The organism is Pseudomonas saponiphila (assembly GCF_900105185.1).
Taxonomy (GTDB): Bacteria; Pseudomonadota; Gammaproteobacteria; order Pseudomonadales; family Pseudomonadaceae; genus Aquipseudomonas; species Aquipseudomonas saponiphila.
Genome location: NZ_FNTJ01000001.1, coordinates 2,101,239 through 2,124,376 on the forward strand (window position 1 = coordinate 2,101,239; position 23,138 = coordinate 2,124,376).

Here is a 23,138-nt window from a genome sequence, read left to right on the forward strand (position 1 = left end):
AACCCGGATCTTGCCATCAGAACTTGGTCGGACCCGGACAGATTCCGGGTTTGCCGGAGTGCCCCCGCCCTGCGCTGTGGGCGAGGGCGACCCGCTCAGCTCGGTTGCGGATCTGTTGCCGGCTGTGTCGCCGGCGTCGAGTCTGCGGCGGCTGCGGGCTCCCCCGATGCTTCCAGGCACTGGCGGCTGAAGCGGGCGACGGCGAGCAGGGCGTTTCTCGCGGAACGCAGGTAGAACGCCTGCAACTGGAAGACGTGCCAGCGCTCCTCAAAGATTTCCAGGCGGCAGCTCACCCCAGCCTGCCGGGCGCGCTCGGCCAGGCGCACCGAGTCCGACAGCAGCAACTCCTGGTCGCCCACTTGGATCAGCATGGGCGGCAGGCCACGCAGGTCCGCCTCCAGGGGGCGATGGGTCAGGGTTGGCGCTGGCGCCGCGTAGGCCTTGAGGGCTTGCTCCAGCCAGTCGCGGCGAATCATCGGGTCGACCGTCTGGCGCGATTGCAGACTGGCGCCGCGCAGATCCGGATCAGTGACCGGCGACAGCAGTATCAGCCCGGCGGCAATCGCCTCGCCGCGCTGTTTCAGAGCCAGGGCCAAGGCCAGGACCAGGGCGCCCCCGGCGGAGTCGCCGGCAATCAGCAGTTGTTCGGCCGGGCAGCCCTGGGCGCGGATGGCGTCGTAACAGGCCAGGCAATCCTCCAGCGCGGCGGGGTAGGGATGCTCCGGTGCCAGTCGGTAGTCGGGCACCCAGACGCTGCAGCCGCTATCCCGGGCCAGACGGCTGGTGACACTGAAGTGGCTGTGAGGGCTGCCCAGGCAGAAGGCGCCGCCGTGCAGGTAGAGAATCACGCCTTTGCCGGGCGTGGCAGCGGCTTCGACTTTTTGCACCGGCAAGCTGCCCAGCCAGTGCCACCGGCGGCGAACCCCGGCACAGCCGGGCATCAGCCAGGCCAGGGCGTTGACGAGCTGGCGTTGGCGCACCAGCTCCCGGGGCGGGCCGATCAGGGCGCGGAAGCTGGCCCGCAGGAACAGCCGCAGCCAGGCCGCGCTACCCCGTTCCAGCCAATCCCGCGGTGACGCCACGCGCAGCCCGTCGGCCGCCGCCGAGTGCCGTTCCAGGGAGCCGGCGAAACGATAGGCGGCAAGCCCGGCATAGCGGGTCAGCCATCTGTAGGTCCAGGTGAATCCGGGCCAGTTGGTGCTGTTGTGGCCGCGGGCGTCGACGTACCAGCTGGTGCAGCCGCTCCAGACCGAATCGGCCAGACGCCGCTGGATCTGCTGTTGCAGGCGCTGGTGCGGGGCCTCCTCCACTTCCAGGGTTTGCGCGCCGCTGGCCAGCAGTGCCTGGCGGGCCTTGAGCACGTGGCTGATCTGGCTTTCCAGCATGTGGATGATGGAGTTGTGGCCCAGGTTGGTGTTGGGCCCGTAGAGCATGAAGAAGTTGGGAAAGCCGGGGACGCTGAGCCCCAGGTAGGCGCTGGCGCCTGCTTGCCAGGCCTGGTTCAGTTCGAGGCCGTTGCGGCCGCTGATGTGCATGGGCGCAAGGAACTCGGTGGCGGCGAAGCCGGTGCCGTAGATGATCGCGTCCACCGGGTGCTGCTGGCCGTCGAGGGTTTCGATGCCGTGCTCGGTGATGCGGGCGATGCCCTGGGTCAGCAGCTCGACATGGGGGCGGGCAAAGGTCTTGAGGTAGTCGTTGGACAGCAGGATGCGCTTGCAGCCGATGGGGTAGTCCGGGGTCATCTGGCGGCGCAGCTCGGGGTCGGGCACCGAGGCCTCCAGCAGTTGGCGAAAGGGAATGCCGACCACCCACTGGGTCAGGCCCTTGAGGCGAGTGAAGCCCAGGGCCCGGGATTCGAAATGCAGGTAGTGGGCCGCGCGCAGCAGTTTCAGCCGCCAGGGCTGGCGGGCCAGGCGCTGTTTTTCCTGTTCGCTGTAGGCCCGGTCGGCCTTGGGCATGATGTAGGCCGGCGAGCGCTGGAAGACCTTGAGCGCCGCCACCTGATCGGCAATCTGCGGCACGAACTGAATGGCCGAGGCGCCGGTGCCGATCACCGCCACCCGTTTGTCGGCCAGGGGGTAGTGGTGGTCCCAGTGGGCGGAGTGAAAGACCTTGCCGCGAAAGGTGTCCATGCCCGGCAGTTTGGGCAGGGCGGGACGGCTCAGTTGGCCGACGGCGCTGATCAGCAGGCGGGTGAAATGCTCCTGGCCATCGTTGCAGATGACCTGCCAGTAATGGCCGGTTTCATCGAATCGGGCGTGGCGTACTTCGCTGCCGAAGTGAATGTGTTGCAGCAGGTCGTAGGTGCGGGCGCAATGCTGCAGGTAGTCGTGGATCTCGGCCTGGGGCGCGAATACCCGGGACCAGCGTGGGTTGGGCTCGAAGGAAAATGAGTACAGGTGCGAAGGTACGTCGCAGGCGGCGCCGGGGTAGGTGTTGTCGCGCCAGACGCCGCCGACGTCCTGGCCTTTCTCAAGCAGGAGGAACCGGCTGACCCCGGCCTTGCGCAGGGCGATGGCCATGCCCAGGCCGCCGAAGCCGGCGCCGATGATCAGGGCTTCCAGGGGCGCGCAGGGGCTGGAACAGAGGTTTTGCGGGGCGGTGGATTCGGGCATGACGACCTCGTTGTTATTGTTGTGGACGCTGGATGGATCGATTCGGAGCCGTGTTCTGCCGATGGTGGCGTGGCCCCGTTGAGTCAAGCATGGGGGTAAATATCCGTGGACCCCATGCTGCAACGGGACAAGTGTTTTAGTATTTGGGCCAAATCCGCCGCCCTTGAGTCAGGCCATGAACGTTCAAGCATTCACCCGGGGACCGTCCAGCGCCTTGCTGTTGGTGAATTTTGCGCTTGAAAGGGGCCTGTCGCCGACGCGCCTGCTGGCCGGTTGCGCGGTGTCCCTGGAGGTATTGCAAGACCCCAACACGCTGCTGCTGGCGGCTCAGGAGCTGCGGTTGGTGAGCAATCTGCTGCAGCTCCTGGGCCATCCTCCCGGGCTGGGCTATGAGGTGGGCGCGCGTTACCACTTCTCCACCTACGGCCTGTTCGGCTATGGCCTGATCAGCAGCGCAACGCCGGCGGATGCGCTGAATCTGGCCCTGCGCTTTCTGCCGCTGACCTATGCCTTCGCGTCCATCGACTACCGACTGGAGCGGGATCTGGGTGTGCTGACGTTCGGTGCGCCGCCGGTAGCCGATCCGCAGGTGGCCGGGTTTCTGCTGGAACGGGACATGGCCGCTGCCGCGGTCTTGATGAAGGAGATTGTCGGTGAGGATTTTTCTCTGGCCCGACTGACCCGTCGTGCCGCCCCGCCAGCGGATCGCGCGGCCAGCGATGTGCCGCGGGTGCTGGGCCGGGTGCCCGAGTACCGGGCGGCGCTGGACAGCCTGGCATTCGACCGGCGGTTTCTGGATCGCGCCTTGCCCCAGGCCAATCCGCTGACGGTGGCGATGTGCGAGCAGCTGTGCCGGCAGTTGCTTGAGCGCCGACAGGCCCATCAGAGCACGGCGGCCCTGGTCCGCCAGCATCTCGAGGCCCTGCCGGCCGGCAGGGTCGCGGATCTGCCGGACATGGCGCGTCTGGCTCGGACCAGTGTGCGCACCTTGAAACGGCGTCTGCAGGAAGAGGGCACCAGCTATCGCCAGGTGCTGGCCGAACAGCGTGGTGCCCGGGCCCTTGAGCTGTTGGGCAATCGCGCCTTGAGTCTGACCCGGATCGCCGAAGAGTTGGGCTTCAGCGATCTGTCGAGTTTTTCCCAGAGCTTCAAGCGCTGGTTCGGCGTCGCCCCCAGCGCCTATCGCCGGGGACCTCCGGGATAAAGGCCCCGCTCCGGGCCGCAGTGGCTATAATCGCTGCTCGTTGTATTCCCGCCATCTGTGTCGAGACTGTCATGACTATTTCCCTGTACGCCGCTTCCGTTCCCGTCTTCAAGCAAATGCTCAATGCCCTGAGCGATGTTCTGCACAAGGCCGAAGCTCACGCCACGGCGAAGAACATCGAGCCCAATGCCCTGCTTCAGGCGCGCCTGTACCCGGACATGTTCCCGCTGGTGCGTCAGGTGCAGATCGCCGTGGACTTCGCCAAGGGCGTGTCGGCCCGCCTGGCCGAGGTCGAGCTGCCCAAGTACGACGACAGCGAAACCACCTTCGCCGACCTGCAGGCGCTGATTGCCAAGGTGCTGGCCTTCATCGACGGCATCCAGCCTTCGCAGATCGATGGCAAGGAAGGCATCGAGATCGTCACCCGTCCGGGCACCCCGAAAGAGAAACGCTTCAGTGGCCAGTCCTACCTGCTGACTTACGGCCTGCCGCAGTTCTTCTTCCACGTCACCACCACCTACGCGATCCTGCGGCACAACGGTGTGGAAGTGGGCAAGCGCGATTACATGGGCGCGTTCTAAAACACCAGGCGATAAAAAAGCCCGGCCAGGTTGACCCTGGCCGGGCTTTTTAGTGGGCGTTGGATCAGGCGGTGGCTTGCGCCTTGTCTTCCTGGGCCATGCACGCCGCGGCGGTGAAGAGTACGTCGGTGGAGGAGTTCAGTGCGGTTTCCGCCGAGTCCTGCAGCACGCCGATGATGAAGCCCACCGCGACCACCTGCATGGCGATTTCGCTGGGGATGCCGAACAGGCTGCAGGCCAGGGGAATCAGCAGCAGCGAGCCGCCGGCGACACCCGAAGCGCCGCAAGCGCAGATCGCCGCGACCACGCTGAGCAGCACGGCAGTAGGCAGGTCCACGGCTATGCCCAGGGTGTGCACGGCGGCCAGGGTCAGCACGGTGATGGTGATTGCCGCGCCAGCCATGTTGATGGTGGCCCCCAGGGGGATGGACACCGAGTAGGTGTCTTCATGCAGGCCCAGGCGCTTGCTCAGTTCCAGGTTGACCGGAATGTTGGCGGCCGAGCTGCGGGTGAAGAAGGCGGTGATGCCGCTCTCGCGCAGGCAGGTCAGCACCAGCGGGAAGGGGTTGCGGCGGATCTTCCAGAACACGATCAGCGGGTTCATCACCAGGGCCACGAACAGCATGCAGCCGATCAGTACCGCCAGCAGGTGCAGGTAGCCGAACAGGGCGTCGAAGCCGGAAGTGGCCAGGGTCGAGGCCACCAGGCCGAAGATCCCCAGGGGGGCGAAGCGGATCACCACGCGCACGATGACGGTCACGCCGTTGGACAGGTCATCGAGTACGCCGCGGGTGGTCTCGCCGGCATGCCGGATGGCCACGCCCATACCGATGGCCCAGGCCAGGATGCCGATGAAGTTAGCGTTCATCAGGGCACTGACCGGGTTGTCCACCACGCTCAGCAGCAGGCTTTGCAGCACTTCGCTGATACCGCCGGGGGCACTCACGGCGACGTCGTGGGTGGCCAGGACCAGGGACGAGGGGAACAGGCTGCTGGCGATCACCGCGACCACCGCCGCGGCGAAGGTGCCCAGCAGGTAGAGCACCAGGATCGGCCGGATATGGGTTTCCTGGCCGTGCTTGTGGTTAGCGATGGAGGCCATGACCAGCACGAACACCAGGATCGGTGCCACGGCCTTGAGCGCCGAGACGAAGACCTAGCCGATGAAGGTGGTGGACTTCGCCACTTCGGGGGCCAGCAGGGCCAGGGCGATCCCGGCGATCAGGCCGATGACGATCTGGGTCACCAGGCTCAGGCGTTTGAGGGTGTGGAGGAAGGAAGGAGGTGCAGCGCTCATAGCGGTATCTCTGTTTTTTTTAATGTGCAGTGCATGCCGGGGCTGAGCCGGCATCCAGGGATGCGGTGGCAAAGGGCAACGGGCGATCGGTTGGCCTGACGGGCAAGCCAGTACGACAACCACTGTTTTTGGCAGGGGGCGGACTTTATCACAGGCGCCCGGGCTTCCTGCGTCGATGTGACGATCTGCCACCTGCGACGCCCGGTGCCGGCGCGGTTGCCCTGACCCGTACCCACTCTGTTAAGATTCGCCACCCCCTTTTCTATCCAGTCAGCGGGCCCTTCGGGCTGTCGCTGCTGTCGTTGTTTCTGGAGTTTGCGATGTTGTTGCCCATCCTGCTGTTGTCCGCCGCGGGTTTTACCGTGTTGACCACGGAGTTCGTCATCGTCGGCCTGTTGCCGTCGATAGCCCGGGACTTGCAGGTCAGCGTGTCGCAGGCCGGCTTGCTGGTGACCCTGTTCGCCTTTACCGTCGCGGCGTTCGGGCCCTTCCTCACGGCGTATTTCGCGCGTTTTCCGCGCAAGCAGCTGTTTATCAGCGTGCTGCTGATGTTTGGCCTGGCCAACACCCTGGCGGCCCTGGCGCCGAACATCTGGGTGATGGCCCTGGCACGCCTGGTGCCGGCCCTGGGGTTGCCGGTGTTCTGGGCCCTGGCCAGTGAAACGGCGGTGGATATCGTCGGCCCGGATCATGCCGGGCGCGCCATCGCCAAGATCGGCTTCGGCATCGTCTGTGCCACGGTGTTCGGGATTCCCGTGGGCACCCTGATTGCCGATGCGTTCGGCTGGCGCAGCGCCTTTGGCATCCTGGCCCTGGTGGCCTTCGCCAAGGCCCTGCTGCTGTGGGTCTATCTGCCGAAAACCAGGCCGCACAACCCGCAGGCGAGCCTGCGGGCGCAGTTTCGCATCCTGCGCAGCCCGCTGATGCAAGGGCATGTGCTGCTGTCGATCCTGGTGTTCAGCGGCATGTTCACCGCCTACACCTACCTGGCGGACATCCTCGAACGCCTGGCCGGTTTCGACGGCACCCTGGTGGGCTGGTGCCTGATGGGTTTTGGCGCGGTGGGGCTGATCGGCAATTCCCTGGGCGGCCGGGCCGTGGACCGCCATCCGCTGATCGCCTCCATGGTGTTCTGCGCCTTGATGATCGGCGGCATGCTGGCCCTGGTGCCGAGCATTGATTCGACCCTGGGGCTGGCGGCGGCCATGGGCGTCTGGGGCGTGACCCAGGCCGCGATGTTCCTGGTCAGCCATGTGCGCCTGATCAAGGCCGCGCCGCAAGCGCCGGCATTCGCCGCGTCGCTGAACATCGCCGGGGCCAACCTGGGGATCGGCCTGGGGGCGATGGTGGGCGGGCGGGTGATCGATACCCTAGGCCTGGGCAGCCTGGGGATGGCGGCATCGGCGTTCATTCTGCTGTCGATTGCCCTGGCCCTGCTGCTGATGAACCTCAAGACGCCCCCGGCCTGCGCCTCTGTCAATGCGCCAGGGGCGTGAACAGTTCGCGGCGCGCACCCTCGGTGATGGCCAGGATGCCCGGGTGCTTGACCTTGCGCTCCACCGAGATGGCATAGAACGACTCGGTCACGGCGTCGGTCTGGCCGATCAGCTGGACGCCGTACTGCTGCCGGACTTCCTCGGCAATCACGCTGGGGGCGATGAAGATCCCGCTGCCGGATTGGCCGAAGGCCTGCATCAGGGCGCTGTCGTCGAATTCGCCGATGATCCGCGGCTGCAGTTGCTGTTCGGCGAACCAGCGCAGCAGGCGGCTGCGCACCACGGTTTCCTGCCCGGGAATCAGCAGCGGCGCACCGTGCAGGCCGCGAGGGAAGTCGGCGCCGTGCTGCTGGGCCAGTTCGGTGGTGGCGAAGAAGCTGATGCCGCATTCCCCGAGCTTCTGGCTGTAGCCCTTGATGTCCAGGTGCGAGGGCATCGGGCTGTCGGAGATCACCAGGTCCAGGCGCTGGATGGCCAGATCCGCCAGTAGCCGTTCGAGTTTGTCTTCGCGGCAGGTCAGGCGAATCGGCTCGCTGAGCTCCATGGTCGGGGCGATCAGGCGATAGACGATGGACTTGGGCACCACATCCGCCACGCCGACCCGGAACTGGATCTGCTGCTCGTCGGGGCGGGCGCGGAGCATGGCTTCCAGTTCGCCGCCGAGCTGGAACATCTGTTCGGCGTAGGGCAGTGCCTGGCGTCCGGCTTCGCTCAGTTCCAGCTGGCGCCCGACCCGGCGAAACAGTTCGATGCCGTAGGTCTGTTCCAGCAGGCTGATCTGGCCGCTGATGGTTTGTGGGGTCAGGTTGAGCTGCTCGCAGGCACGCACGATGCTGCCGGTCTTGGCCACAACCCAGAAGTAATGTAGTTGGCGGTAGTTGAGCATGGTGATTATCGGTTCGTAAAAACCGAAGTATAACTGCCAAAAATACGAATTTTCCTGAAGTATTCGTCTCCCTAGAATGCCCCGCTATCGACGGAGCCCGCATGGCCCTGTCCGTTCTATCGAGGAATACGGCATGTCATTCAAAACCCTGGGCGCGGCCTCGTTGCTGGCCCTGTCTATGCTGACCCTGGCGGGTTGTGATCAGGCGGAAAAAAGCGCCCAACAAGTGCTGGACAAGGCTGCCGAGACGGCCAAGCAAGCCATCGATGACACCCACAAGGCTGCCGAACAGGCCTTGAGCGAGGCCACGCAAAGCGTGACCGGCAAGGAAAAACCAGAGGATGACGCGGCCAAGAAGCCCGACTCTTCCCAGGAAATCTGACTTTTCATTTCACCGATGCAGGATTGACCCATGGATTACCTTTTACAGCTCGCTGCCAGCCCCACCGCCTGGGTAGCTCTGGCCACTCTGGTGGTGATGGAGATCGTGCTTGGCATCGATAACCTGATCTTTATTTCCATCCTCACCAACAAGCTGCCGGAAAAGCACCGGGCCAAGGCGCGGCGCATCGGGATCAGCATGGCGTTGTTCCTGCGTCTGGCGCTGCTCAGCACCATTGCTTTCATCGTCCAGCTCACCGAGCCGGTGATCGACGCGCTGGGGCAGAGTTTCTCCTGGAAGGACATGATCCTGATTGCCGGTGGCCTGTTCCTGGTATGGAAAGCCACCACCGAGATCCATCAGAGCATGGACCCTGAGCCCGAGAAGCCCGCGACTGCCACTTCCAAGGTGAGCATCGGGTTTGCCGCGGCGATCGGGCAGATTCTGATGCTGGACTTGGTGTTCTCCATCGACAGCATCATTACCGCGGTGGGCATGACCGAGCACCTGCCGATCATGATCATTGCCGTGGTGATCTCGGTGCTGGTGATGTTGCTGGCCGCCGAACCGCTGGCCAAGTTCATCCATGACAACCCGACCGTGGTCATGCTGGCCCTGGGCTTCCTGATCATGATCGGCATGACCCTGATCGCCGAAGGTTTCGGCGCCCATGTGCCCAAGGGCTATGTGTACGCGGCGATGGCGTTCTCGGCGGCCATTGAGAGCTTGAACATGCTGGCCCGCCGGGCTCGGCAAAAGCGCCAGGCGCAGCAGACCGAGGTCTGATTCGTAGCCAAGGCAAACGGCCGTCTGCACTCGCTGGAGTCAGGCGGCCGTGTCGTTTTACGGGAAGGGAAGGTGGGTCAGTGCACAGCGGCGGGGCGCCGGGCGCTCTTTTCGCTTTCGATGCCTGGCTTGCGGGGCTGAGGATGGTGGCGGCGGGTGATACGCAGCACGCCCCAGAGCATGGCGCCGGCGACGGCCAGCCAGCCCAGGATCAGCATCAGGATTGTCGTTGTCAGGCTCATCAGTGCCTCCTTATATGCCCTGTCCAGGGCACACACACTTACTAATGGACAGTCTAGTAGCCCCTGTGTTTCAGGCTATTGACCAATAGTCGCGAGTCTTCGAACACTTCGCTCTATGGTTTTCAATTAACTGTTGCCTAACGCTATACCCTCGCCCGTGAGGGCCCTATGATCAAGCCCCCAGCCGGAGCAGGGTCGTCCGGCGTCTGTCTATTAGAGAGCAATGATGGTGCGGGTATTTCCTCGATTTCGAGCGGCGCTGCTGGCCAGCGCCTGTGTTCTGGGCCTGGCCGGTTGTGCCGGCAGCGTGGCACCGGAGATTCAGCGACTGCCGGAGCGGGTGGAGCTCAACAGCGTGCCGTTCTTCCGTGGCGAGACGTACCAGAGCGCTCCCGGAGCGCTAGCCAGTATGTTGTCGCAACAGGGCGTCGTGATTACCCCCGGGCTGCTGGACAAGCCTTTGCACCTGCCGGGAGCCGAGGCGCAGTTGCAGCAGAACCTGCAGGGCCTGGCCCGGCAATACGGCATGGTGGTCTATCCCCTGGATGATCAGCTGTCGGCCTTGCTGACCCAGGTGGCTGCGGGCTATCCGGTGCTGGTGCGTTTTACCGAGGGTTCGAGCTTGTGGGCGCAGCCGCGCTATGCGGTGCTTGCCGGTTATAACCGGGATAAGCAGACAGTGCTGTTGCGGGGGGCGAAAGACCGTCGGCAGCTGATGAGCTTCAGTGCCTTCGAGTCGTCCTGGAAAGACGCCGGCAGTTTCGCGGTATTGATTCAGGCGCCCAACCAGCTACCGGCCAAGGTCGATCGCCAGCGCTGGTTGAACGCGGCCAATGAGCTGGCCCGGGCCGGCCAGGAGCAGGCGGCGGCTCGGGCCGGCAAGGCGCTCGACGGTCATTGAACGCTCTACAGACAACAACGGCGCCTTAGGGCGCCGTTGTTGTTGCTGGAGATCAATGTGAGGCTTGCGGGGCTGCGTTCTGGTGGTTCTTGAGGTTCTTGTCGGCCTTGTAGCGCAGGGCCACGTCCGGCACCGAACCGCTTTTGCCGGTTTCGACCCAGTTGCGGATGCGGCTGGCGTCGGCAAAGTGGGTGTACTTGCCGAAGGCGTCGAGAATCACCAGGGCTACCGGGCGATTGCCCATGCTGGTGACCAGCACCAGGCAGTGGCCGGCCTGGTTGGTGAAGCCGGTCTTGGTGATCTTGATGTCCCATTTTTCCTTGTTGACCAGGTGGTCGGTGTTGCGAAAGCCCAGGGTGTAGTTGGGTTTGCGGAACGCCACGGTCTTTTCCTTGGTGGTGCTCAGTTCGCTCAGCAGCGGGTATTTGCGAGCGGCCACCAACAGCTTGCTCAGGTCGCGAGCGGTGGAGACGTTGTGGATCGACAGTCCGGTGGGCTCGACATAGCGGGTATGGGTCATGCCCAGGGACTTGGCCTTGGCGTTCATGGCGGCGATGAACGCCGAGTAGCCGCCTGGATAGTGATGGGCGAGGCTGGCGGCGGCGCGGTTTTCCGAGGACATCAGGGCAATCAGCAAGGTGTCGCGACGGCTCAGCTCACTGTTGAGCTTGACCCGGGAAAACACGCCCTTCATCTCCGGGGTGTCGCTGATGTTCATGGAGATGTGTTCATCCAGTGGCAGCTTGGCGTCGAGCACGACCATGGCAGTCATCAGCTTGGTGACCGAGGCGATGGGCACCACGACGTCCGGGTTGCTGGAGTAGATGACTTTGTTGGTCTGCAGATCCAGCAGCAGGGCGCTGCCGGAGGCGATATGCAACTGTGAAGTGTCTCTTGGCGCCGCGGTGGTTTCGCTGGCGTCGACGCTGTGCGCGATCAAGGTGCCGGACACAGCAAACAACAAGCTGAGGATGGAGAGACGAATTTTCACGCGGGCGGACTCGATAAAGATGGATATGCCGTCTGGCAACGGGTTTTTTCGGGAAAACGTTACATTTTATGAATATAGCTGAGGAACTGTCGATTGTTCTTCAGCGGTCAGTCGAAAACCCTTAAAAACCAAGAAAAAACACCAGTTTTTCCCTGAGTGGCAGGTGTTCGTCAGCATAGGCTCGGCTTGGCCTGGGGCGCTAAGATTCAGGAGCTATATGCCGGGAGTTGGGAGTGTGCGGCGGTGGCATAAAAAAGCCCGCCAATGGCGGGCTGATTGAAGCGGGCTGGCAAAAACTCAGCTGTGCAGCGTTTCAGCGGCGTACAGGGTGTTTTCCAGCAGGCAGGCGCGGGTCATGGGGCCGACGCCGCCAGGTACGGGTGTGATCCAGCCGGCGCGGGGCAGGGCAGTCTCATACACGACGTCGCCCACCAGTTTGCCGTCTTCCTGACGATTGATGCCCACGTCGATGACGATGGCGCCTTCCTTGATCCATTCGCCCTTGACCAGGCCGGGCTTGCCTGCGGCAACCACGACCAGATCGGCACGGCCAACGTGGCCGGCCAGGTCTTTGGTGAAGCGGTGGGTCACGGTCACGGTGCAGCCCGCCAGCAGCAACTCCATGGCCATCGGACGACCGACGATATTGGAAGCGCCCACGACGACTGCGTCCATGCCGTACAGATCGGCACCGGTGCTTTGTAGCAGGGTCATGATGCCCTTGGGAGTGCAGGGGCGCAGCAGGGGAATGCGTTGGGCCAGGCGACCGACGTTATAAGGATGGAAGCCATCCACGTCTTTGTCCGGGCGAATGCGCTCAAGCAACAAGGAGGCATCCAGGTGCTCGGGCAGTGGCAATTGCAACAGGACGCCGTCGATGTTCGGGTCATCGTTGAGCTTGTCGATCAGGCCGGCCAGATCTTCTTGAGTCGTGGTGGCAGGCAAGTCATAGGCTTGTGAAAGGAAGCCGACCTCTTCGCAGTCTTTACGCTTGTGCGAGACATAAACCTGAGAGGCCGGGTCGCTGCCGACCAGAATCACCGCGAGGCCCGGAGTACGCAGGCCTTGCTGGCGACGCTCGGCGACACGTTTGGCGATCTGCTGGCGCAGGCTAGCGGCGATCGCTTTGCCGTCGATTAGTTGTGCAGTCATGACGCGTGATTAACCATCGAGAGGGAGAGAAAAAGAGAACGCATTCTCGCATGTCGGGACGTGAGGGCAAAGGCGCTTGGTCTGCAAATTCCCCTAACTCCTTTAATTAAATGAATTTTTTTTAAAAAAGAGTTGACGACCTAACGGCCCGTCTATAACATTCGTCGCACTTGTCGGGCACAGCCTAGCACTGGTTAAGAAGGTCGGGCAGAGTTGATGTTTAACTCGTAACGACTGAAAGCAATTAGTTTGTAGTCATTAGAGAATACAGATTAATAAGGCGCCCGTAGCTCAGCTGGATAGAGCATCCGCCTTCTAAGCGGATGGTCGCAGGTTCGAGTCCTGCCGGGTGCGCCATTAGGCAGCTTTGGCACAAGTAACGCAATATGGTGGGCGTAGCTCAGTTGGTAGAGCACAGGATTGTGACTCCTGTTGTCGTGGGTTCGATCCCCATCGTCCACCCCATATTCGAAAAAGGCGCCAGATTAATAGTCTGGCGCCTTTGCTTTAGAAGCTTGTTAAGCGGACGTGGTGGAATTGGTAGACACACTGGATTTAGGTTCCAGCGCCGCAAGGTGTAAGAGTTCGAGTCTCTTCGTCCGCACCATATCGAGTTTCGTCAAGTTTCAGTGACTTTCGCGAAACCCCCTAAAGAAGCCGCCTAGAGCGGCTTTTTTATTGCGCGCCGTTTCGCCTTCTTTCGCCGTCTTCCGCAAATATCTAGTACATTCGCAAGTACACCGCGAATTCGACCTGTACTGGATGTACTAATGCCCCTCACTGATACCGCCGTCCGGCAGTCCAAACCCCAAGAGAAAGACTACAGCCTCAACGATACCGACGGCCTGTCGTTGTTCGTCTCCGCCAAGGGGACAAAGTCCTGGCACTTCAGATTTAGCTGGCTCGGTAAGCAGTCGCGCTATTCCTTCGGCACATACCCGGCGCTGTCCCTGCGCGATGCTCGGACCATGCGCGACGAGGCCCGCAGCCTGGTTGCCAAGGGGATCGATCCACGGGCGGAGCGCCGGCAGGAGCGTAGCGCCGCAGTAGCGAGCGCAGAGAACACATTCGAGGCAGTGGCCAACCGCTGGCACAACTTCAAGGCCCTGCGATTGACCAACGCCAAGAAGGGGAGTGCCGAGCAGTCTCGCCGCTACCTGGACAAGGACTTGATCCCGTCCCTGGGCGCTATCCCAATTGACCAGGTGCGCCGGGCCGATGTGCTCAAGGCTGTGCGGAAGGTTGAAGCCCGGGGCGCGCTGCATGTTGCGGAGAAGTGCCGCGGGTGGCTGAACGAGATTTTCCGCTATGCGATAGCCGAAGACCTGATCGAGCTGAACCCAGCGTCCGATATCGACGTGGTGGCCGCCATCCAGCCGCCAGTTGAGCACAACCCGATATTGCGCCGGCATGAGCTGGCGGAGTTCCTGGTGAAGTTGCGCGCAAGCGGCATGGGCATGCTCACGAAGTCGGCGATTCGCCTGATGCTGTTGACGATGGTGCGCACTATCGAAGCGCGCAGGGCATCGCCGGCGCACTTCGACCTGGAGGCCGAGCTCTGGAGCATTCCGCCTGACGACGTCAAGCAGTTGCAGAGCCGGGTTCGAACTGAAAGCGGGGAGATTCCGCCGTATCTGGTGCCACTGTCGCGGCAGGCGGTGGGGGTGGTACGGGAGGTGATGCAGGTCACCGGGCGTTGCAAGCTTCTATTCACCGGCCGGAACGAGCCAAGCAAGGTGATGAGCGAGAACACGGTGAACCAGGCAATCAAGAGGATGGGGTACAAGGATCGCCTCACGGGCCACGGAGTGCGTGGCACCGCGTCGACGATCCTGAACGACCTGGGCTACAACAAGGATTGGATCGAGGCGCAGCTCTCGCATGCTGACGACAATAAGGTGCGGGGATCGTACAACCACGCGGAGTATGTAGAGCAGCGCCGGCAGATGATGCAGGACTGGGCCGATTATCTCGACCACGTTGAAGCGGGTGGGGATTGTGACGTCTGGCCGAACTCGGCCTACAGCTTCAAGCCGGCTGGCCACGGGAAGCCTGGGCCTGTTCCAGGTTCCATTGCAGAACCTCGGCCTTGATCCAGGCCACGGACCTGGCGCCCAGCTTGACCTGCTTGGGAAACTTCCCCTCGTTGGCCATCTTGTAGATGGTGGTGGTCTTGATGCCCACCAGGCTGATCACCTCGGGCAGCTTGATGTATTCGATGTGTTGCTCTTGAGTTTGCATAGGGATTCCTCGCCCGCCATCGCCGGCAGGCTGTAGTGAGTGGGGTTTCGGGTTTGTCTGATGGGCCGCGGCGTTGCGCCGTGGCACTGTGCGGTGTCCGCTCGGTCTATGTCTTGCCGCTTTCGGCTGACTGCGCCCTGGGCCGGGCGGACTCTTCAGATCAGCCGTCGTAGCATCCGCACGGCATTTCTTGATGGCTGTCGTCAAAGAGTCGCATCTGGTCGCGGTCCGATGCGATCAGGTCTTCCCAGCGCCAACGGCGGCCCAGGCCTTTCACTGAGGTCAGGTTGGCGCCGCGCTCGATGGCAATGGCTCGTTCTTTCAGGTCATCCGGTAGCGACAGGATTTCATGCTGCTTGCTGTTCGGACAGAAGAAGCACGAACTCTTGCCCGGAAGTGGCAGGCCGGCAGCGCGGATGGATTTGATGCACTCCTCGCGCCCCATGTCCCACTCGATCAGCGGGTACCGCCATTTGTACTTTTTGTCTTCGTCGAACTTGGCGCGCTGAGGCTCGCCGGCGTCATACCCGATGCATTTGATTACCTTCTGTCCGGACGTCCAGGCCGCCTTGGCCGGTTCCCAGTTGTTGCAATAGGCGTCCTGCGGCTCGCCTTTGTACTTCTGTGAGCAGGACTTAAAGCCGTAGGCCACGCTCGGCAGCATCTTCATGCGGTGGCAGTTTTCCTCCAAGGTTTCGGGGCGCCCCCCTTTGCGTACTGTGACGATCGACGGAAAGCCACGGGCGACAAGCCATCCACTGAACATTTCCAGATACTCGTAGTTTTCTCGGCGCTCGCCTCCCGTGTCTGCGAAGGTGATCAAGTCAACACGCATGCCGCGCTTGACCATTTCCACAAGCATGGCCGTGCTGTTCGTGCCGGCGCCGTAGCTGACTACCACCGGCGCTTGGCTGCTCATGGCCTCGGCCCCCTGTAGATCAGGTAGGCCATGTACAGGACGGGCAGGATCATGGCTGCACCTCCTGCTGCACGCCAAGCTCCCCAAGCACCTCGCAAGCGATGGCAAAGCCTGGGCTTCCCAGCGGGCATTCCTTGATGATGCGGTTCAGGCCGTCGATCAGCTCGCGAGCTGTGCCGATCATCGTGTCGGCATCGGCGTCCATGTCTAGGCCGAGGGCTTCGCCAATGCTGCCGATGGAGACGCAGGCATCCAACAACATGCGCTTGCTGCGCTCGGCGTCCTTGCGCAGCGCCTCGTTGTCGGCCTCCAGTTCTTCGACTTGGACCAGCAGCTCGCCCCGGGCCCGAAGGTCTTGGCTGCTCGCCGCCTTCCATGCCTCTGCCTGGTCCTGGTACGAGACCTGGCCCGCTGGTGGCGACAGCCGTTCGATCTCAGCGAGCAGGCCCAGTACCATGGCCGGGTTGGCTGCTGCCACATAGCGCAGACAGGCATCTTGCTCAGTTTCGATGCTTTCGTAATGCAGCAAGGAACCAAGGTCTACGTCGAACACATAGCTGGTACCGGGTGCGTACTCTGGGCCAAACCAAGGTCCTTCAGGTGCAGCCTCGGCCAGGTCCTTCAGCTTTTCTTTGTCGATATTCATGGCATAGCTCCGCCATTCCGCTGCTGCGGCTGGCTTAAGTGGGGAAGGGGTAGAGGGGTTACTGCTGGGGAGGGATGGGCAGAGGCTGCCAATGAGTCGGCCAATCGTCCCGCCTGAAGCCACCGTCCCAGCTGGACCAGTCCGCACCGCTTTCATACTCGACGTCACCCAGGTACACGCCGGTAGTCGCGTGGAACTCTGCGGCGGAATTGCTCCACTCGATCCAGGCGCCGGCGGTGATCCGGTCACCCTTGCGCAGGATGATCTCGGTGCCATCCTTCGGCGCAGTTTCGATTGGCTGCCACTGCTCGGCAGGCTGCCCGAATCGTTCGCACAGCGCCTCCCATATGTCATACGCGCCACCGCCACAGACCCGGGCCTTCTCGGCGATGAACTCTGCCAGGTCGTCGCTGAGTTCGCGGGGGAAGCTGATCATGTCGTTACTCATCACTGTTTCTCCCGTGCGCGCAACTCGGCCATCAAGGCCTGGCGCGCTCTGCTGCATTTTTCGTGGTTGCCGTGGGCCCGCTGCTTGTTGCATTGGTCGCAGGTGAAGTTGAGGTCAATCGCTTTCATCGGGCGCCCGCGGATCTTGGTCTTGCGGCGAAGGATGGTCATGCCGACAGCTCCTTTCGGAAGGGCGCCCGGGCAGGGCGCCGGCAGGGTTACGCAACCCGGGTTGGCGGGTTCATTGCGAAGTAAATGCGGGCACAGGCTTCTGTATCTGGCCGGGCTCGGTGCCCCCCGACCAGCACCTCGCCGGTGAAGTGCAGAAGGGCTTCAGCGACAGAGGGTTGCTTGAACTGCCGACCACGACCGGCGGCGATCATTCGGGCGGTTGGCGGGCACTTCACAAGGGCGGTGCTGTTCTGGCATGTGCAGTACTTCGGCCCGTCGCGGAACTCATCAGCGGTGGCCTCATCCATGAAACGCTTCAAGCCAATGCGCAGAATGCGGTCATCGAACGAGACGTTATGCGCTACCCGCAGGCCGGCCTGGGCCATGATGCTCATGAACCCGGCGACCGCTTCGGCTTCCGGAATCCCCTGCTCCAGGGCCATTTCGGTGGTGATGCCGTGGATGGCTGCGACGTCGTCAGGGATAACCCAGCCGTCTGGCTTTACCATCGCTTCGAACGAGTCCACCAGGATGCCGTCGGGCGTGTAGAGCAGGGCGCAGATATCAACGATATGCGGCTGGCGGGGGTCTTCGCTGGGCTCCCTGAACAAGGGCAGGCCGGTGGTTTCGGTATCGAAGAAACAGATCAATTCGGACATAGGTTTTCTCCAGGCGAAAAGAAGGCGCCCGTAGGCGCCTGGCGGTGTTCCGATTTGTGGTGGGTCAAGCCACGTCTTCCAGCGTGGCAATGACCTTGTAGCTGTGCTCCAGGGCTGATTCGCCCTCGGTTTCGAGCTCGATCACACCTTTATCGAGTAGGCGCAGCAGCAGGGTAGTGGCCTGGTCGCTGTCGATTGCCAGGCGGCTTTGCACCCAGTGGGCTTTGAACGGCTTGGCCGCGGCCTTGAGCACGATCAGTTGAGCGGCGTCCTCGTAGCTGAAGTCGCCGAACTCCTGGTCTACGGTGGCCTGTGCGCCTGGCTTTCCCGCGGCCAGGTGTGCTTCCAGATCCTCCTTCGTGCCAAGCTGGGCAACTTCTCCATCCGAATCGTCTGGGTTGGCAGGTTGATCGCTCAACAGGTCAGCGGTCGGTTCTTTGATGCTCAGCGGCAGATCCTTTTGGTCGCGGTCTGGAACGAAGTCGTCCAGGGCCTCGCTGTAATCATCTGGCGCCATCACCAGCAGGCACAGATGGCCAGCGGCATCGACAAGGTCGTGCTTGCTCGGATCTTTGCCGTCGACCTTGGCGGTCACTGTGAGCGACTTGTCGTCGACCTGAACGCGTTTGACGTCGACCGGAACGGTCTTGACGCCGTTAGAGGCAATCACGCGGATGGCCAGCTGCACAGCCGTGTGGACGCCCAGCGTTACACGTTCGATGGTCGCCTGCTGGGCCGACTCGCTGAGATCTCCGTAGGGCCTGGCCTGCCCACGGAGTTGGTCGAGCACAACCTGTACCAGGTCGTGTTCCAGGAGCTGGCTGGCGACGTCGGCAGGAAAGGCACCTTCGCGCTTGCAGCGTTCGATGATAGAGCGGTGTTCCAGTTTCATGCGGTGATTCCTCAGTGTTTTGCGATGCGTTCAAGCGCGGCCTGCTGGGCCGGGCTCAGGTGGGTGCGCGGGCCATGGCGCTGGAAGCTGGCCCGCATGTTTTCGGTGAACTCAATTTCCCAGGTGTTGGCCGCCAGCAACTCCGCGGCGGCGAGCAGGACGCTGAATTCCTCGATGGCGCCGTAGATTTCCTCGATGCATTGGGCGGCCATGGCTGTTACCCCTGATCAGGCGGCGGCCTGACTGTTCTGTATGCGCTGGACATGCACCACCAGGGCCGAGCAGATGCGCGGGAAGTCGGCGGCGCGGTAAAGCATTGCCGAGCGATCACGCTCGACAGCCTCAAAGCCCAGCGAGCGCAGGAAGTCAGCCGTCAAGGTGAAGCCCAGGCAGCGGCAGATTTCGCCGAGCTTGATGCGCTGGCCATCGTCAGCCACCTGCTGAGCTGCAGGTGCAGCGCTGGTGATTGGTGTTGCCGCCAACGGCTTGGCCTGCTCGGCGACCGGCTGAACAGGCTCTTTGGTCGGCTGCTGCTGGGCGGCCTGGCTCGCGTCCGCCTGGCGCGCCAGCTCGGCCTGCTGCTGTTCGTGCTCGTTGATGCGAACTTTGATCAGCGCCACCAGGTCGTCGTTGACCTTGAGCACCAGTTCTTGGGCATCGGCGAACAGGAAACCGTGCTTGCTGGCCAGCTCGTTCAGGCTCTTCAGGTTCGTCCGGATCAAGTCGCCGATGCGGCTGGCCTCGATCTTGGCGCGGGCCAGTTCGCTGTCGGCGGCTTCCTTGAGGCTGGAAATGGTGCGCTTGCCTTTGATGACGCCGGCAAAGTCGGCCATGACTTTCGGCATGCGGATACGGCTATTCAGCGTTCCGTTGATCTGGTCGATGTGATCCTGCAGGGCCTTCGCCGCATCGATGACGATGTCGTTGCGGATCGTGTCCTTGCGCGCCTTGACCAGCTTTTCCAGTTCCAGGCGCTTACGGCGAGCCTCGGCGGTGATGTCGTCGATGGCCTTGAACAGCAGGTCAATGCTTTCCGTCTGGCTCAGGGCATGCTCTTTGGCAGCCTTGAGCTTGTCCTCGACGTCGCTGCACCACTTCACGGTAGTTTCAGCGTCGGCAAAGTCCTGGTCGGTGGATAGCTCGGTGTTGATTTTGCCGAACACCGTCATAGCGTGGGCCTTGAAGGCATCCAGATTGCTGGCGGTCACCATGCCGGTGACCTCGATGCGCAGTGCTGGCAGTTGGTCAGGTGCAGAGCCGAGCAACTCGACTGTGGCCGCCTGCGGCGCGAACTCGCCAAGATCCTGCTCGAACTGGGCCCAGCCTTGGACCAGCTGTTCCCGGCGCCCCGGGACTGGCCGGTATTCCAGGTGCACGAAGTTTTCGCGGGTGCCATCGGAGCAGGCGAAGATCACGCGCTCAGCGCCGGCGACCAGCAGCTGCTGCTCAAGCTGCCAGTAGTAGTGGGGGTCAAGAGCGCCGGCGCGGATCTGCGCGACCAGTCTCTGGTTCCACAGCTTATGCTCGAAGAGGGTATCGCCAAGCATCGTGGCGCCATCCATCGAGGCCAGCAGGTTGCCAGCGGTGCCAACGATGGGATACAGCTCTTCGCCGATCATTTCCTCGACCAGGGGCCGGGCCAGCTCTTCAGTGGCATGGCCGCGGTCGAAGACGGCCTGCTGCGCCGGGGTAACCTCGGGCACGATGCCGGTTTTCTTCATCGTCAGCAGGTCGTTGCGGGTTTGGAACTTCGAGGCCCCCATCATCGCGGGCGCCTCCGAAGCGGTGAAATAGCTGGAGCGAAGGGCGTGCCACTCAGGCGTGCCCTGCTGGACGTTATGCACTTTCATTGGTGGCTTCTCCTTCGATGGGGGCCAGGGCGCGGATGCGCTCTTCTTGCTCCGGGGTGACGGCGTATTTGCTGGTGATATTGGAAAGGATGTGATCGGGGGTCGCGCGGCCAGTGGCGATCATTGCGCGCCACTTGTCCGCATTCTCGTCAAGCTTGCTGTCTGGGTAGGGCGGTAGCTGCTTTGGTTCTTCGGTCCTGCGCGGCGGGTTGAGGTCCCGCATTGGCTGGGAGGTTTCTTCCAGTTCGTCAGGGCTGTAAACGCCCAGGATCACGTCAGGGCAGTAGAGGCGCGACCAACGTTTGGTCGCGAGATACGCCAGTTGCTGGCGCGGGTCATCAGCCCACAGCGTACTGTTTCGGGTGCGTGCCTGGGCGAGCAGCAGCTCGAGCACGCGCGGTTCAGGTTCGCCACGGAACGTAGCCCAAACCCTTACGCCGAGGCCTTCTTCGTCGGCCATCTTCCAGCCGGGCACGCGGTATTCGCCTTTCTCGCCTTTGCGGATCTCGAACTTGCCGATGACCTTTTCCCAGTCGCCGTACCACTCGTAGTGCAGCCGATCAGCGACCGGCGCGCAGGTGGTGATCACCGCATTCACCAGCTGTGCTTCATAGCCCAACACGCCGTTGACCAGGTGCGTCTTCTGCGCCACGGCGAATGGATTCATTTTCCACTGCATCGATTGCATGACGACCGCCAGGCAGTCAGCCGGATTTCCGTAGAAGTGCTTTGGCAGCGTGGCGCGGCCGGTGGCCATGACATCGGCCAGGCGCATCATCTTGTCCAGGCTGTCGCCATCCAAAACCAGGGCGCTGGTGCTGGTGGATGCGTGCGGAAGGACGTGCAGGTTTTGTTCGTGCGCCACTGGCGCCAAGCTTTGTTGGGACACAAGAGTTTCCTTGCCGCGACGTGCGCAGCATTGAGTGGGTCTAGGGAAAGGATGGGGGACGGGTTACAGCGGCAGGGCGATCACGGCTCGACCAGCGAGAGCAGGCGTTCACCCAAGATGATCTTGGCGTTGGCCTGTTCCTTCCTGATGCCGGTGGCCTGGGCCACCTCGGAAAGGGTCAGGCCATCACGACGGAGTTTCGCGCAGCGAATTGCCAGGTGCTGGCCGCGCTTGTGCGCGCCGGTACCGCTCATGCTGCATCTGCCTTTTGCTGCTCCGCCCGGTCAGCTGCAAGACCTGCAGCAATTTCGGCGGCACGCGCACGGCCGTACTCATTGGCCCAGGGCCTGATCAGCGAATCGGCGATACCGTGAAGGGCCGTAGGGTGCTGCTCATCCTTCGGCTGTCCAATCGCCGCAATGGCCAGATCGTAGGCGTTCCGGTGGACCCGGCGCCCGTCGGCGATCACCTCGCAGATCATCTGCTCAATCGGGTACTCGCGATTGTCTGTAAGCAGCGGGGCGATATGCTCCTGGGCGCCCAGGTGTTCCGCCAGCGCCTCATAGAGCGATTGCGGGGTGACCAGGGCCACGGATTTGCCGTGCGCCCGTGGCGCCGTCACGTTCTGCCCACAGATCAGGGCATTGATTGAATCGTGGAGCCAGTCCGGCCCCTCTGGTGTTTCGAGGAAGTCGGTCATGGCCGATTCTCCGCTTCAAGGCGCCGAGCAATGGCGCAGGCTTCGTTGTGGTCACGGCGAAAGCCCCGGGCTTTGCCTGTGCTGCTGTCAATGACGTGGAAGAACGCCACGCCGGCTGGCTTCACGATGAACCGCGGTTTCTCCACTGGAGACGGGCGCCCGATCAGTTCGTAGAGGTCTTTCGTGGCGATACGCGAGCGGGTGCGCAGGGCTGCGCGGACTTGCTTTCCGAGTTCGATACTTGGGTGCATGGCCGTCTCCAGGCGGTGGATTCAAATACAGCCGGATGCACTCAGGCCTCCCGTCGGTTGCCGATGGGCGCGGGGGTGAGTGCATTCGGATGGATTCGGGAGAAGGGGGGGATAGGTAGCCGGCGCGTGATTCACAACCGAATCGTGTCGGGATTTCACCGCCCGGCGCCGGCTACCAGGTTGATGCAGGTGTCCCGCATGCGCGGGGTTGGCTTCCGCATCGGGGTGTGATCTGGCCGGTGCTGATCTCCGGCTTGGCTATTAGCGGCCTCAGTGACACCGGGGTTTCACCGGGGCGAAGGTTTCAGCCGCATATTGTTGGACTCGCCATGGCCATCTGGGCGCTTACTCACTTTGCCGGCCATGATTCCCGCGATCCACCAGGTCTTACACTCGCGCATCAGCCTGCGCATTCAGATCACACTCCGATGCGTCCTGGTTGCCCAGGCGCTCGGTGTTGCACGCCGACCTACCGAGATCTATACGGCGCATCAGTGTGGGAGTCGCCCACGCCCAATGCGTCAAAGCCTTTCCCGGCCGACGCTGTGTTGCTGCTGGTTTTTAAAGAGCGGTGGCTTTCGCCGGGTTTCGCTGTCTGCCTCGAATGTGCAAGCAGACTTGCATTTATAAAAGCATGCTTGTGCATCATATGCAAGCAACCTTGTGTTTTTTCTTGGGGACGAAAAAAAGCCCGCTCGGTGGCGGGCCCTGGGGCTTCTTTGAAGTGATGCTTCCTATGACTTGGCGGGCGCTATCTCTTTGGCGCAAGTGAATCCGCCAAGGTCAGAGTTTGTGCAGTAAAACGTCTGGCCTCGACAGGTCGCCACCCAGGAAAACGAGGTCCATCCGGCCTCAGTATCTTTGACTACTGTTTCAGACTTAGGGCATCCAATTACCCCAGAAGTCATAGAAACCAAGTCTCCGTGGCTAGCGCATGCTG

At 62.5% G+C, this 23,138-nt stretch carries 24 protein-coding genes, 3 tRNA genes and 2 pseudogenes; 10 read left to right on the top strand and 19 right to left on the bottom strand.

The features are described from left to right. Positions 1 to 95 precede the first annotated feature (95 nt). Entirely contained in the window at positions 96 to 2,615 is a 2,520-nt protein-coding gene (locus BLV47_RS09850; RefSeq protein WP_092312753.1) for a flavin-containing monooxygenase, read from the bottom strand. A 175-nt stretch (positions 2,616 to 2,790) separates the two neighbouring features. On the opposite strand from BLV47_RS09850, the gene BLV47_RS09855 reads away from it, so the two are divergent. Together BLV47_RS09855 and BLV47_RS09860 are read left to right on the top strand one after the other, a co-directional pair. Then, complete coding sequence (locus BLV47_RS09855; RefSeq protein WP_092312756.1) at positions 2,791 to 3,819, top strand: AraC family transcriptional regulator; 1,029 nt, start codon at positions 2,791 to 2,793, stop codon at positions 3,817 to 3,819. A 71-nt stretch (positions 3,820 to 3,890) separates the two neighbouring features. Next, positions 3,891 to 4,400 (top strand): DUF1993 domain-containing protein, encoded by a 510-nt coding sequence (locus BLV47_RS09860; protein WP_092312759.1) that lies wholly within the window; start codon positions 3,891 to 3,893, stop codon positions 4,398 to 4,400. 64 nt (positions 4,401 to 4,464) lie between these two features. Here the strand turns inward: BLV47_RS09860 and sstT are convergent. Continuing rightward, positions 4,465 to 5,697 (bottom strand): annotated as a pseudogene (gene sstT / locus BLV47_RS09865) (serine/threonine transporter SstT). A 320-nt stretch (positions 5,698 to 6,017) separates the two neighbouring features. Between sstT and BLV47_RS09870 the strand changes: the two are divergent. Beyond that, complete coding sequence (locus BLV47_RS09870; RefSeq protein WP_092312762.1) at positions 6,018 to 7,193, top strand: MFS transporter; 1,176 nt, start codon at positions 6,018 to 6,020, stop codon at positions 7,191 to 7,193. Here BLV47_RS09870 and nhaR read toward each other — a convergent pair. Continuing rightward, on the bottom strand, positions 7,174 to 8,079 hold the full coding sequence (gene nhaR / locus BLV47_RS09875) for a transcriptional activator NhaR (RefSeq protein ID WP_092312765.1): 906 nt from the start codon (positions 8,077 to 8,079) through the stop codon (positions 7,174 to 7,176). The genes BLV47_RS09870 and nhaR overlap by 20 nt on opposite strands. A gap of 133 nt (positions 8,080 to 8,212) precedes the next feature. On the opposite strand from nhaR, the gene BLV47_RS09880 reads away from it, so the two are divergent. Then, on the top strand, positions 8,213 to 8,461 hold the full coding sequence (locus BLV47_RS09880) for a hypothetical protein (RefSeq protein ID WP_060840196.1): 249 nt from the start codon (positions 8,213 to 8,215) through the stop codon (positions 8,459 to 8,461). Positions 8,462 to 8,491: 30 nt separating this feature from the next. Next, on the top strand, positions 8,492 to 9,247 hold the full coding sequence (locus tag BLV47_RS09885) for a TerC family protein (protein WP_092312768.1): 756 nt from the start codon (positions 8,492 to 8,494) through the stop codon (positions 9,245 to 9,247). Between the two features lie 77 nt (positions 9,248 to 9,324). Here BLV47_RS09885 and BLV47_RS36125 read toward each other — a convergent pair whose 3' ends face one another. After that, the gene (locus BLV47_RS36125; protein ID WP_167365635.1) at positions 9,325 to 9,489 is read right to left on the bottom strand and encodes a hypothetical protein; all 165 of its coding nucleotides are present in this window, start codon (positions 9,487 to 9,489) and stop codon (positions 9,325 to 9,327) included. A 226-nt stretch (positions 9,490 to 9,715) separates the two neighbouring features. On the opposite strand from BLV47_RS36125, the gene BLV47_RS09890 reads away from it, so the two are divergent. Then, positions 9,716 to 10,390: a peptidase C39 family protein gene (locus BLV47_RS09890; RefSeq protein ID WP_092317131.1), complete on the top strand. Its 675-nt coding sequence runs from the start codon at positions 9,716 to 9,718 to the stop codon at positions 10,388 to 10,390. Between the two features lie 52 nt (positions 10,391 to 10,442). On the opposite strand, the gene pbpG is transcribed toward BLV47_RS09890, so the two are convergent. Next, on the bottom strand, positions 10,443 to 11,381 hold the full coding sequence (pbpG, locus tag BLV47_RS09895) for a D-alanyl-D-alanine endopeptidase (protein ID WP_092312771.1): 939 nt from the start codon (positions 11,379 to 11,381) through the stop codon (positions 10,443 to 10,445). A gap of 297 nt (positions 11,382 to 11,678) precedes the next feature. Next, positions 11,679 to 12,533, bottom strand: a complete 855-nt coding sequence (gene folD / locus BLV47_RS09900) for a bifunctional methylenetetrahydrofolate dehydrogenase/methenyltetrahydrofolate cyclohydrolase FolD (RefSeq protein ID WP_092312774.1) — start codon at positions 12,531 to 12,533, stop codon at positions 11,679 to 11,681. Between the two features lie 280 nt (positions 12,534 to 12,813). Here folD and BLV47_RS09905 point away from each other — a divergent pair. From BLV47_RS09905 to BLV47_RS09920, 4 genes and pseudogenes are all read left to right on the top strand, one after another. Then, positions 12,814 to 12,890, top strand: a tRNA-Arg gene (locus tag BLV47_RS09905). A 32-nt stretch (positions 12,891 to 12,922) separates the two neighbouring features. Further along, positions 12,923 to 12,998, top strand: a tRNA-His gene (locus tag BLV47_RS09910). A gap of 57 nt (positions 12,999 to 13,055) precedes the next feature. Continuing rightward, positions 13,056 to 13,140: transfer RNA gene (locus BLV47_RS09915), tRNA-Leu, on the top strand. A 163-nt stretch (positions 13,141 to 13,303) separates the two neighbouring features. After that, a pseudogene (locus tag BLV47_RS09920) lies at positions 13,304 to 14,518 on the top strand (tyrosine-type recombinase/integrase); the annotation flags it as partial. Positions 14,519 to 14,561: 43 nt separating this feature from the next. Here BLV47_RS09920 and BLV47_RS09925 read toward each other — a convergent pair. The 13 genes from BLV47_RS09925 to BLV47_RS09975 all read right to left on the bottom strand — a co-directional run bounded on the left by BLV47_RS09925 (position 14,562) and on the right by BLV47_RS09975 (position 22,198). Next, positions 14,562 to 14,774, bottom strand: coding sequence for a helix-turn-helix transcriptional regulator (locus BLV47_RS09925; RefSeq protein WP_092312780.1), 213 nt, complete (start codon positions 14,772 to 14,774; stop codon positions 14,562 to 14,564). A 160-nt stretch (positions 14,775 to 14,934) separates the two neighbouring features. Beyond that, entirely contained in the window at positions 14,935 to 15,693 is a 759-nt protein-coding gene (locus tag BLV47_RS09930; RefSeq protein ID WP_092312783.1) for a hypothetical protein, read from the bottom strand. A gap of 49 nt (positions 15,694 to 15,742) precedes the next feature. Continuing rightward, a complete protein-coding gene (locus BLV47_RS36505) occupies positions 15,743 to 16,339 on the bottom strand; it encodes an ead/Ea22-like family protein (RefSeq protein WP_244168852.1) in 597 nt (198 codons plus the stop codon). Positions 16,340 to 16,397: 58 nt separating this feature from the next. Further along, entirely contained in the window at positions 16,398 to 16,787 is a 390-nt protein-coding gene (locus tag BLV47_RS09940) for a DUF551 domain-containing protein (RefSeq protein ID WP_092312786.1), read from the bottom strand. Continuing rightward, entirely contained in the window at positions 16,787 to 16,957 is a 171-nt protein-coding gene (locus BLV47_RS36130) for a hypothetical protein (RefSeq protein ID WP_167365636.1), read from the bottom strand. Before BLV47_RS36130 ends, BLV47_RS09940 begins: the two co-directional genes overlap by 1 nt. Before the next feature lie 47 nt (positions 16,958 to 17,004). Continuing rightward, a complete protein-coding gene (locus BLV47_RS09945) occupies positions 17,005 to 17,616 on the bottom strand; it encodes a 3'-5' exonuclease (RefSeq protein WP_092312789.1) in 612 nt (203 codons plus the stop codon). 64 nt (positions 17,617 to 17,680) lie between these two features. Next, entirely contained in the window at positions 17,681 to 18,508 is an 828-nt protein-coding gene (locus tag BLV47_RS09950) for a hypothetical protein (RefSeq protein ID WP_092312792.1), read from the bottom strand. Positions 18,509 to 18,519: 11 nt separating this feature from the next. Then, positions 18,520 to 18,720 carry a hypothetical protein gene (locus BLV47_RS09955; protein WP_092312795.1) on the bottom strand — a complete coding sequence of 67 codons (201 nt, stop codon included), beginning with the start codon at positions 18,718 to 18,720 and terminating at the stop codon, positions 18,520 to 18,522. Between the two features lie 15 nt (positions 18,721 to 18,735). Continuing rightward, complete coding sequence (locus tag BLV47_RS09960; RefSeq protein WP_092312798.1) at positions 18,736 to 20,358, bottom strand: YqaJ viral recombinase family protein; 1,623 nt, start codon at positions 20,356 to 20,358, stop codon at positions 18,736 to 18,738. Next, the gene (locus BLV47_RS09965; RefSeq protein ID WP_092312801.1) at positions 20,345 to 21,247 is read right to left on the bottom strand and encodes a RecT family recombinase; all 903 of its coding nucleotides are present in this window, start codon (positions 21,245 to 21,247) and stop codon (positions 20,345 to 20,347) included. Before BLV47_RS09965 ends, BLV47_RS09960 begins: the two co-directional genes overlap by 14 nt. Positions 21,248 to 21,327: 80 nt before the next feature. Next, positions 21,328 to 21,501, bottom strand: a complete 174-nt coding sequence (locus tag BLV47_RS36135) for a hypothetical protein (RefSeq protein ID WP_167365637.1) — start codon at positions 21,499 to 21,501, stop codon at positions 21,328 to 21,330. Next, positions 21,498 to 21,947, bottom strand: coding sequence for a hypothetical protein (locus BLV47_RS09970; protein WP_092312804.1), 450 nt, complete (start codon positions 21,945 to 21,947; stop codon positions 21,498 to 21,500). Before BLV47_RS09970 ends, BLV47_RS36135 begins: the two co-directional genes overlap by 4 nt. Further along, complete coding sequence (locus BLV47_RS09975; RefSeq protein WP_092312807.1) at positions 21,944 to 22,198, bottom strand: hypothetical protein; 255 nt, start codon at positions 22,196 to 22,198, stop codon at positions 21,944 to 21,946. Before BLV47_RS09975 ends, BLV47_RS09970 begins: the two co-directional genes overlap by 4 nt. Positions 22,199 to 23,138: the final 940 nt, after the last annotated feature.

What these genes read in the sequence shown, in the direction of transcription:
- nhaR (WP_092312765.1), bottom strand. Translation starts at nt 8,079, where the DNA reads ATGCTCAACTACCGCCAACTACATTACTTCTGGGTTGTGGCCAAGACC.
- BLV47_RS09950 (WP_092312792.1), bottom strand. Translation starts at nt 18,508, where the DNA reads ATGAAACTGGAACACCGCTCTATCATCGAACGCTGCAAGCGCGAAGGT.
- BLV47_RS09860 (WP_092312759.1), top strand. Translation starts at nt 3,891, where the DNA reads ATGACTATTTCCCTGTACGCCGCTTCCGTTCCCGTCTTCAAGCAAATG.
- BLV47_RS09960 (WP_092312798.1), bottom strand. Translation starts at nt 20,358, where the DNA reads ATGAAAGTGCATAACGTCCAGCAGGGCACGCCTGAGTGGCACGCCCTT.
- BLV47_RS09850 (WP_092312753.1), bottom strand. Translation starts at nt 2,615, where the DNA reads ATGCCCGAATCCACCGCCCCGCAAAACCTCTGTTCCAGCCCCTGCGCG.
- BLV47_RS09975 (WP_092312807.1), bottom strand. Translation starts at nt 22,198, where the DNA reads ATGCACCCAAGTATCGAACTCGGAAAGCAAGTCCGCGCAGCCCTGCGC.
- BLV47_RS09870 (WP_092312762.1), top strand. Translation starts at nt 6,018, where the DNA reads ATGTTGTTGCCCATCCTGCTGTTGTCCGCCGCGGGTTTTACCGTGTTG.
- BLV47_RS09955 (WP_092312795.1), bottom strand. Translation starts at nt 18,720, where the DNA reads ATGGCCGCCCAATGCATCGAGGAAATCTACGGCGCCATCGAGGAATTC.
- BLV47_RS36125 (WP_167365635.1), bottom strand. Translation starts at nt 9,489, where the DNA reads ATGAGCCTGACAACGACAATCCTGATGCTGATCCTGGGCTGGCTGGCC.
- BLV47_RS09890 (WP_092317131.1), top strand. Translation starts at nt 9,716, where the DNA reads ATGGTGCGGGTATTTCCTCGATTTCGAGCGGCGCTGCTGGCCAGCGCC.
- BLV47_RS09930 (WP_092312783.1), bottom strand. Translation starts at nt 15,693, where the DNA reads ATGAGCAGCCAAGCGCCGGTGGTAGTCAGCTACGGCGCCGGCACGAAC.
- BLV47_RS36135 (WP_167365637.1), bottom strand. Translation starts at nt 21,501, where the DNA reads ATGAGCGGTACCGGCGCGCACAAGCGCGGCCAGCACCTGGCAATTCGC.
- BLV47_RS09880 (WP_060840196.1), top strand. Translation starts at nt 8,213, where the DNA reads ATGTCATTCAAAACCCTGGGCGCGGCCTCGTTGCTGGCCCTGTCTATG.
- BLV47_RS09885 (WP_092312768.1), top strand. Translation starts at nt 8,492, where the DNA reads ATGGATTACCTTTTACAGCTCGCTGCCAGCCCCACCGCCTGGGTAGCT.
- BLV47_RS09855 (WP_092312756.1), top strand. Translation starts at nt 2,791, where the DNA reads ATGAACGTTCAAGCATTCACCCGGGGACCGTCCAGCGCCTTGCTGTTG.
- folD (WP_092312774.1), bottom strand. Translation starts at nt 12,533, where the DNA reads ATGACTGCACAACTAATCGACGGCAAAGCGATCGCCGCTAGCCTGCGC.
- BLV47_RS36505 (WP_244168852.1), bottom strand. Translation starts at nt 16,339, where the DNA reads ATGAATATCGACAAAGAAAAGCTGAAGGACCTGGCCGAGGCTGCACCT.
- BLV47_RS09970 (WP_092312804.1), bottom strand. Translation starts at nt 21,947, where the DNA reads ATGACCGACTTCCTCGAAACACCAGAGGGGCCGGACTGGCTCCACGAT.
- BLV47_RS09940 (WP_092312786.1), bottom strand. Translation starts at nt 16,787, where the DNA reads ATGAGTAACGACATGATCAGCTTCCCCCGCGAACTCAGCGACGACCTG.
- BLV47_RS09925 (WP_092312780.1), bottom strand. Translation starts at nt 14,774, where the DNA reads ATGCAAACTCAAGAGCAACACATCGAATACATCAAGCTGCCCGAGGTG.
- BLV47_RS36130 (WP_167365636.1), bottom strand. Translation starts at nt 16,957, where the DNA reads ATGACCATCCTTCGCCGCAAGACCAAGATCCGCGGGCGCCCGATGAAA.
- BLV47_RS09945 (WP_092312789.1), bottom strand. Translation starts at nt 17,616, where the DNA reads ATGTCCGAATTGATCTGTTTCTTCGATACCGAAACCACCGGCCTGCCC.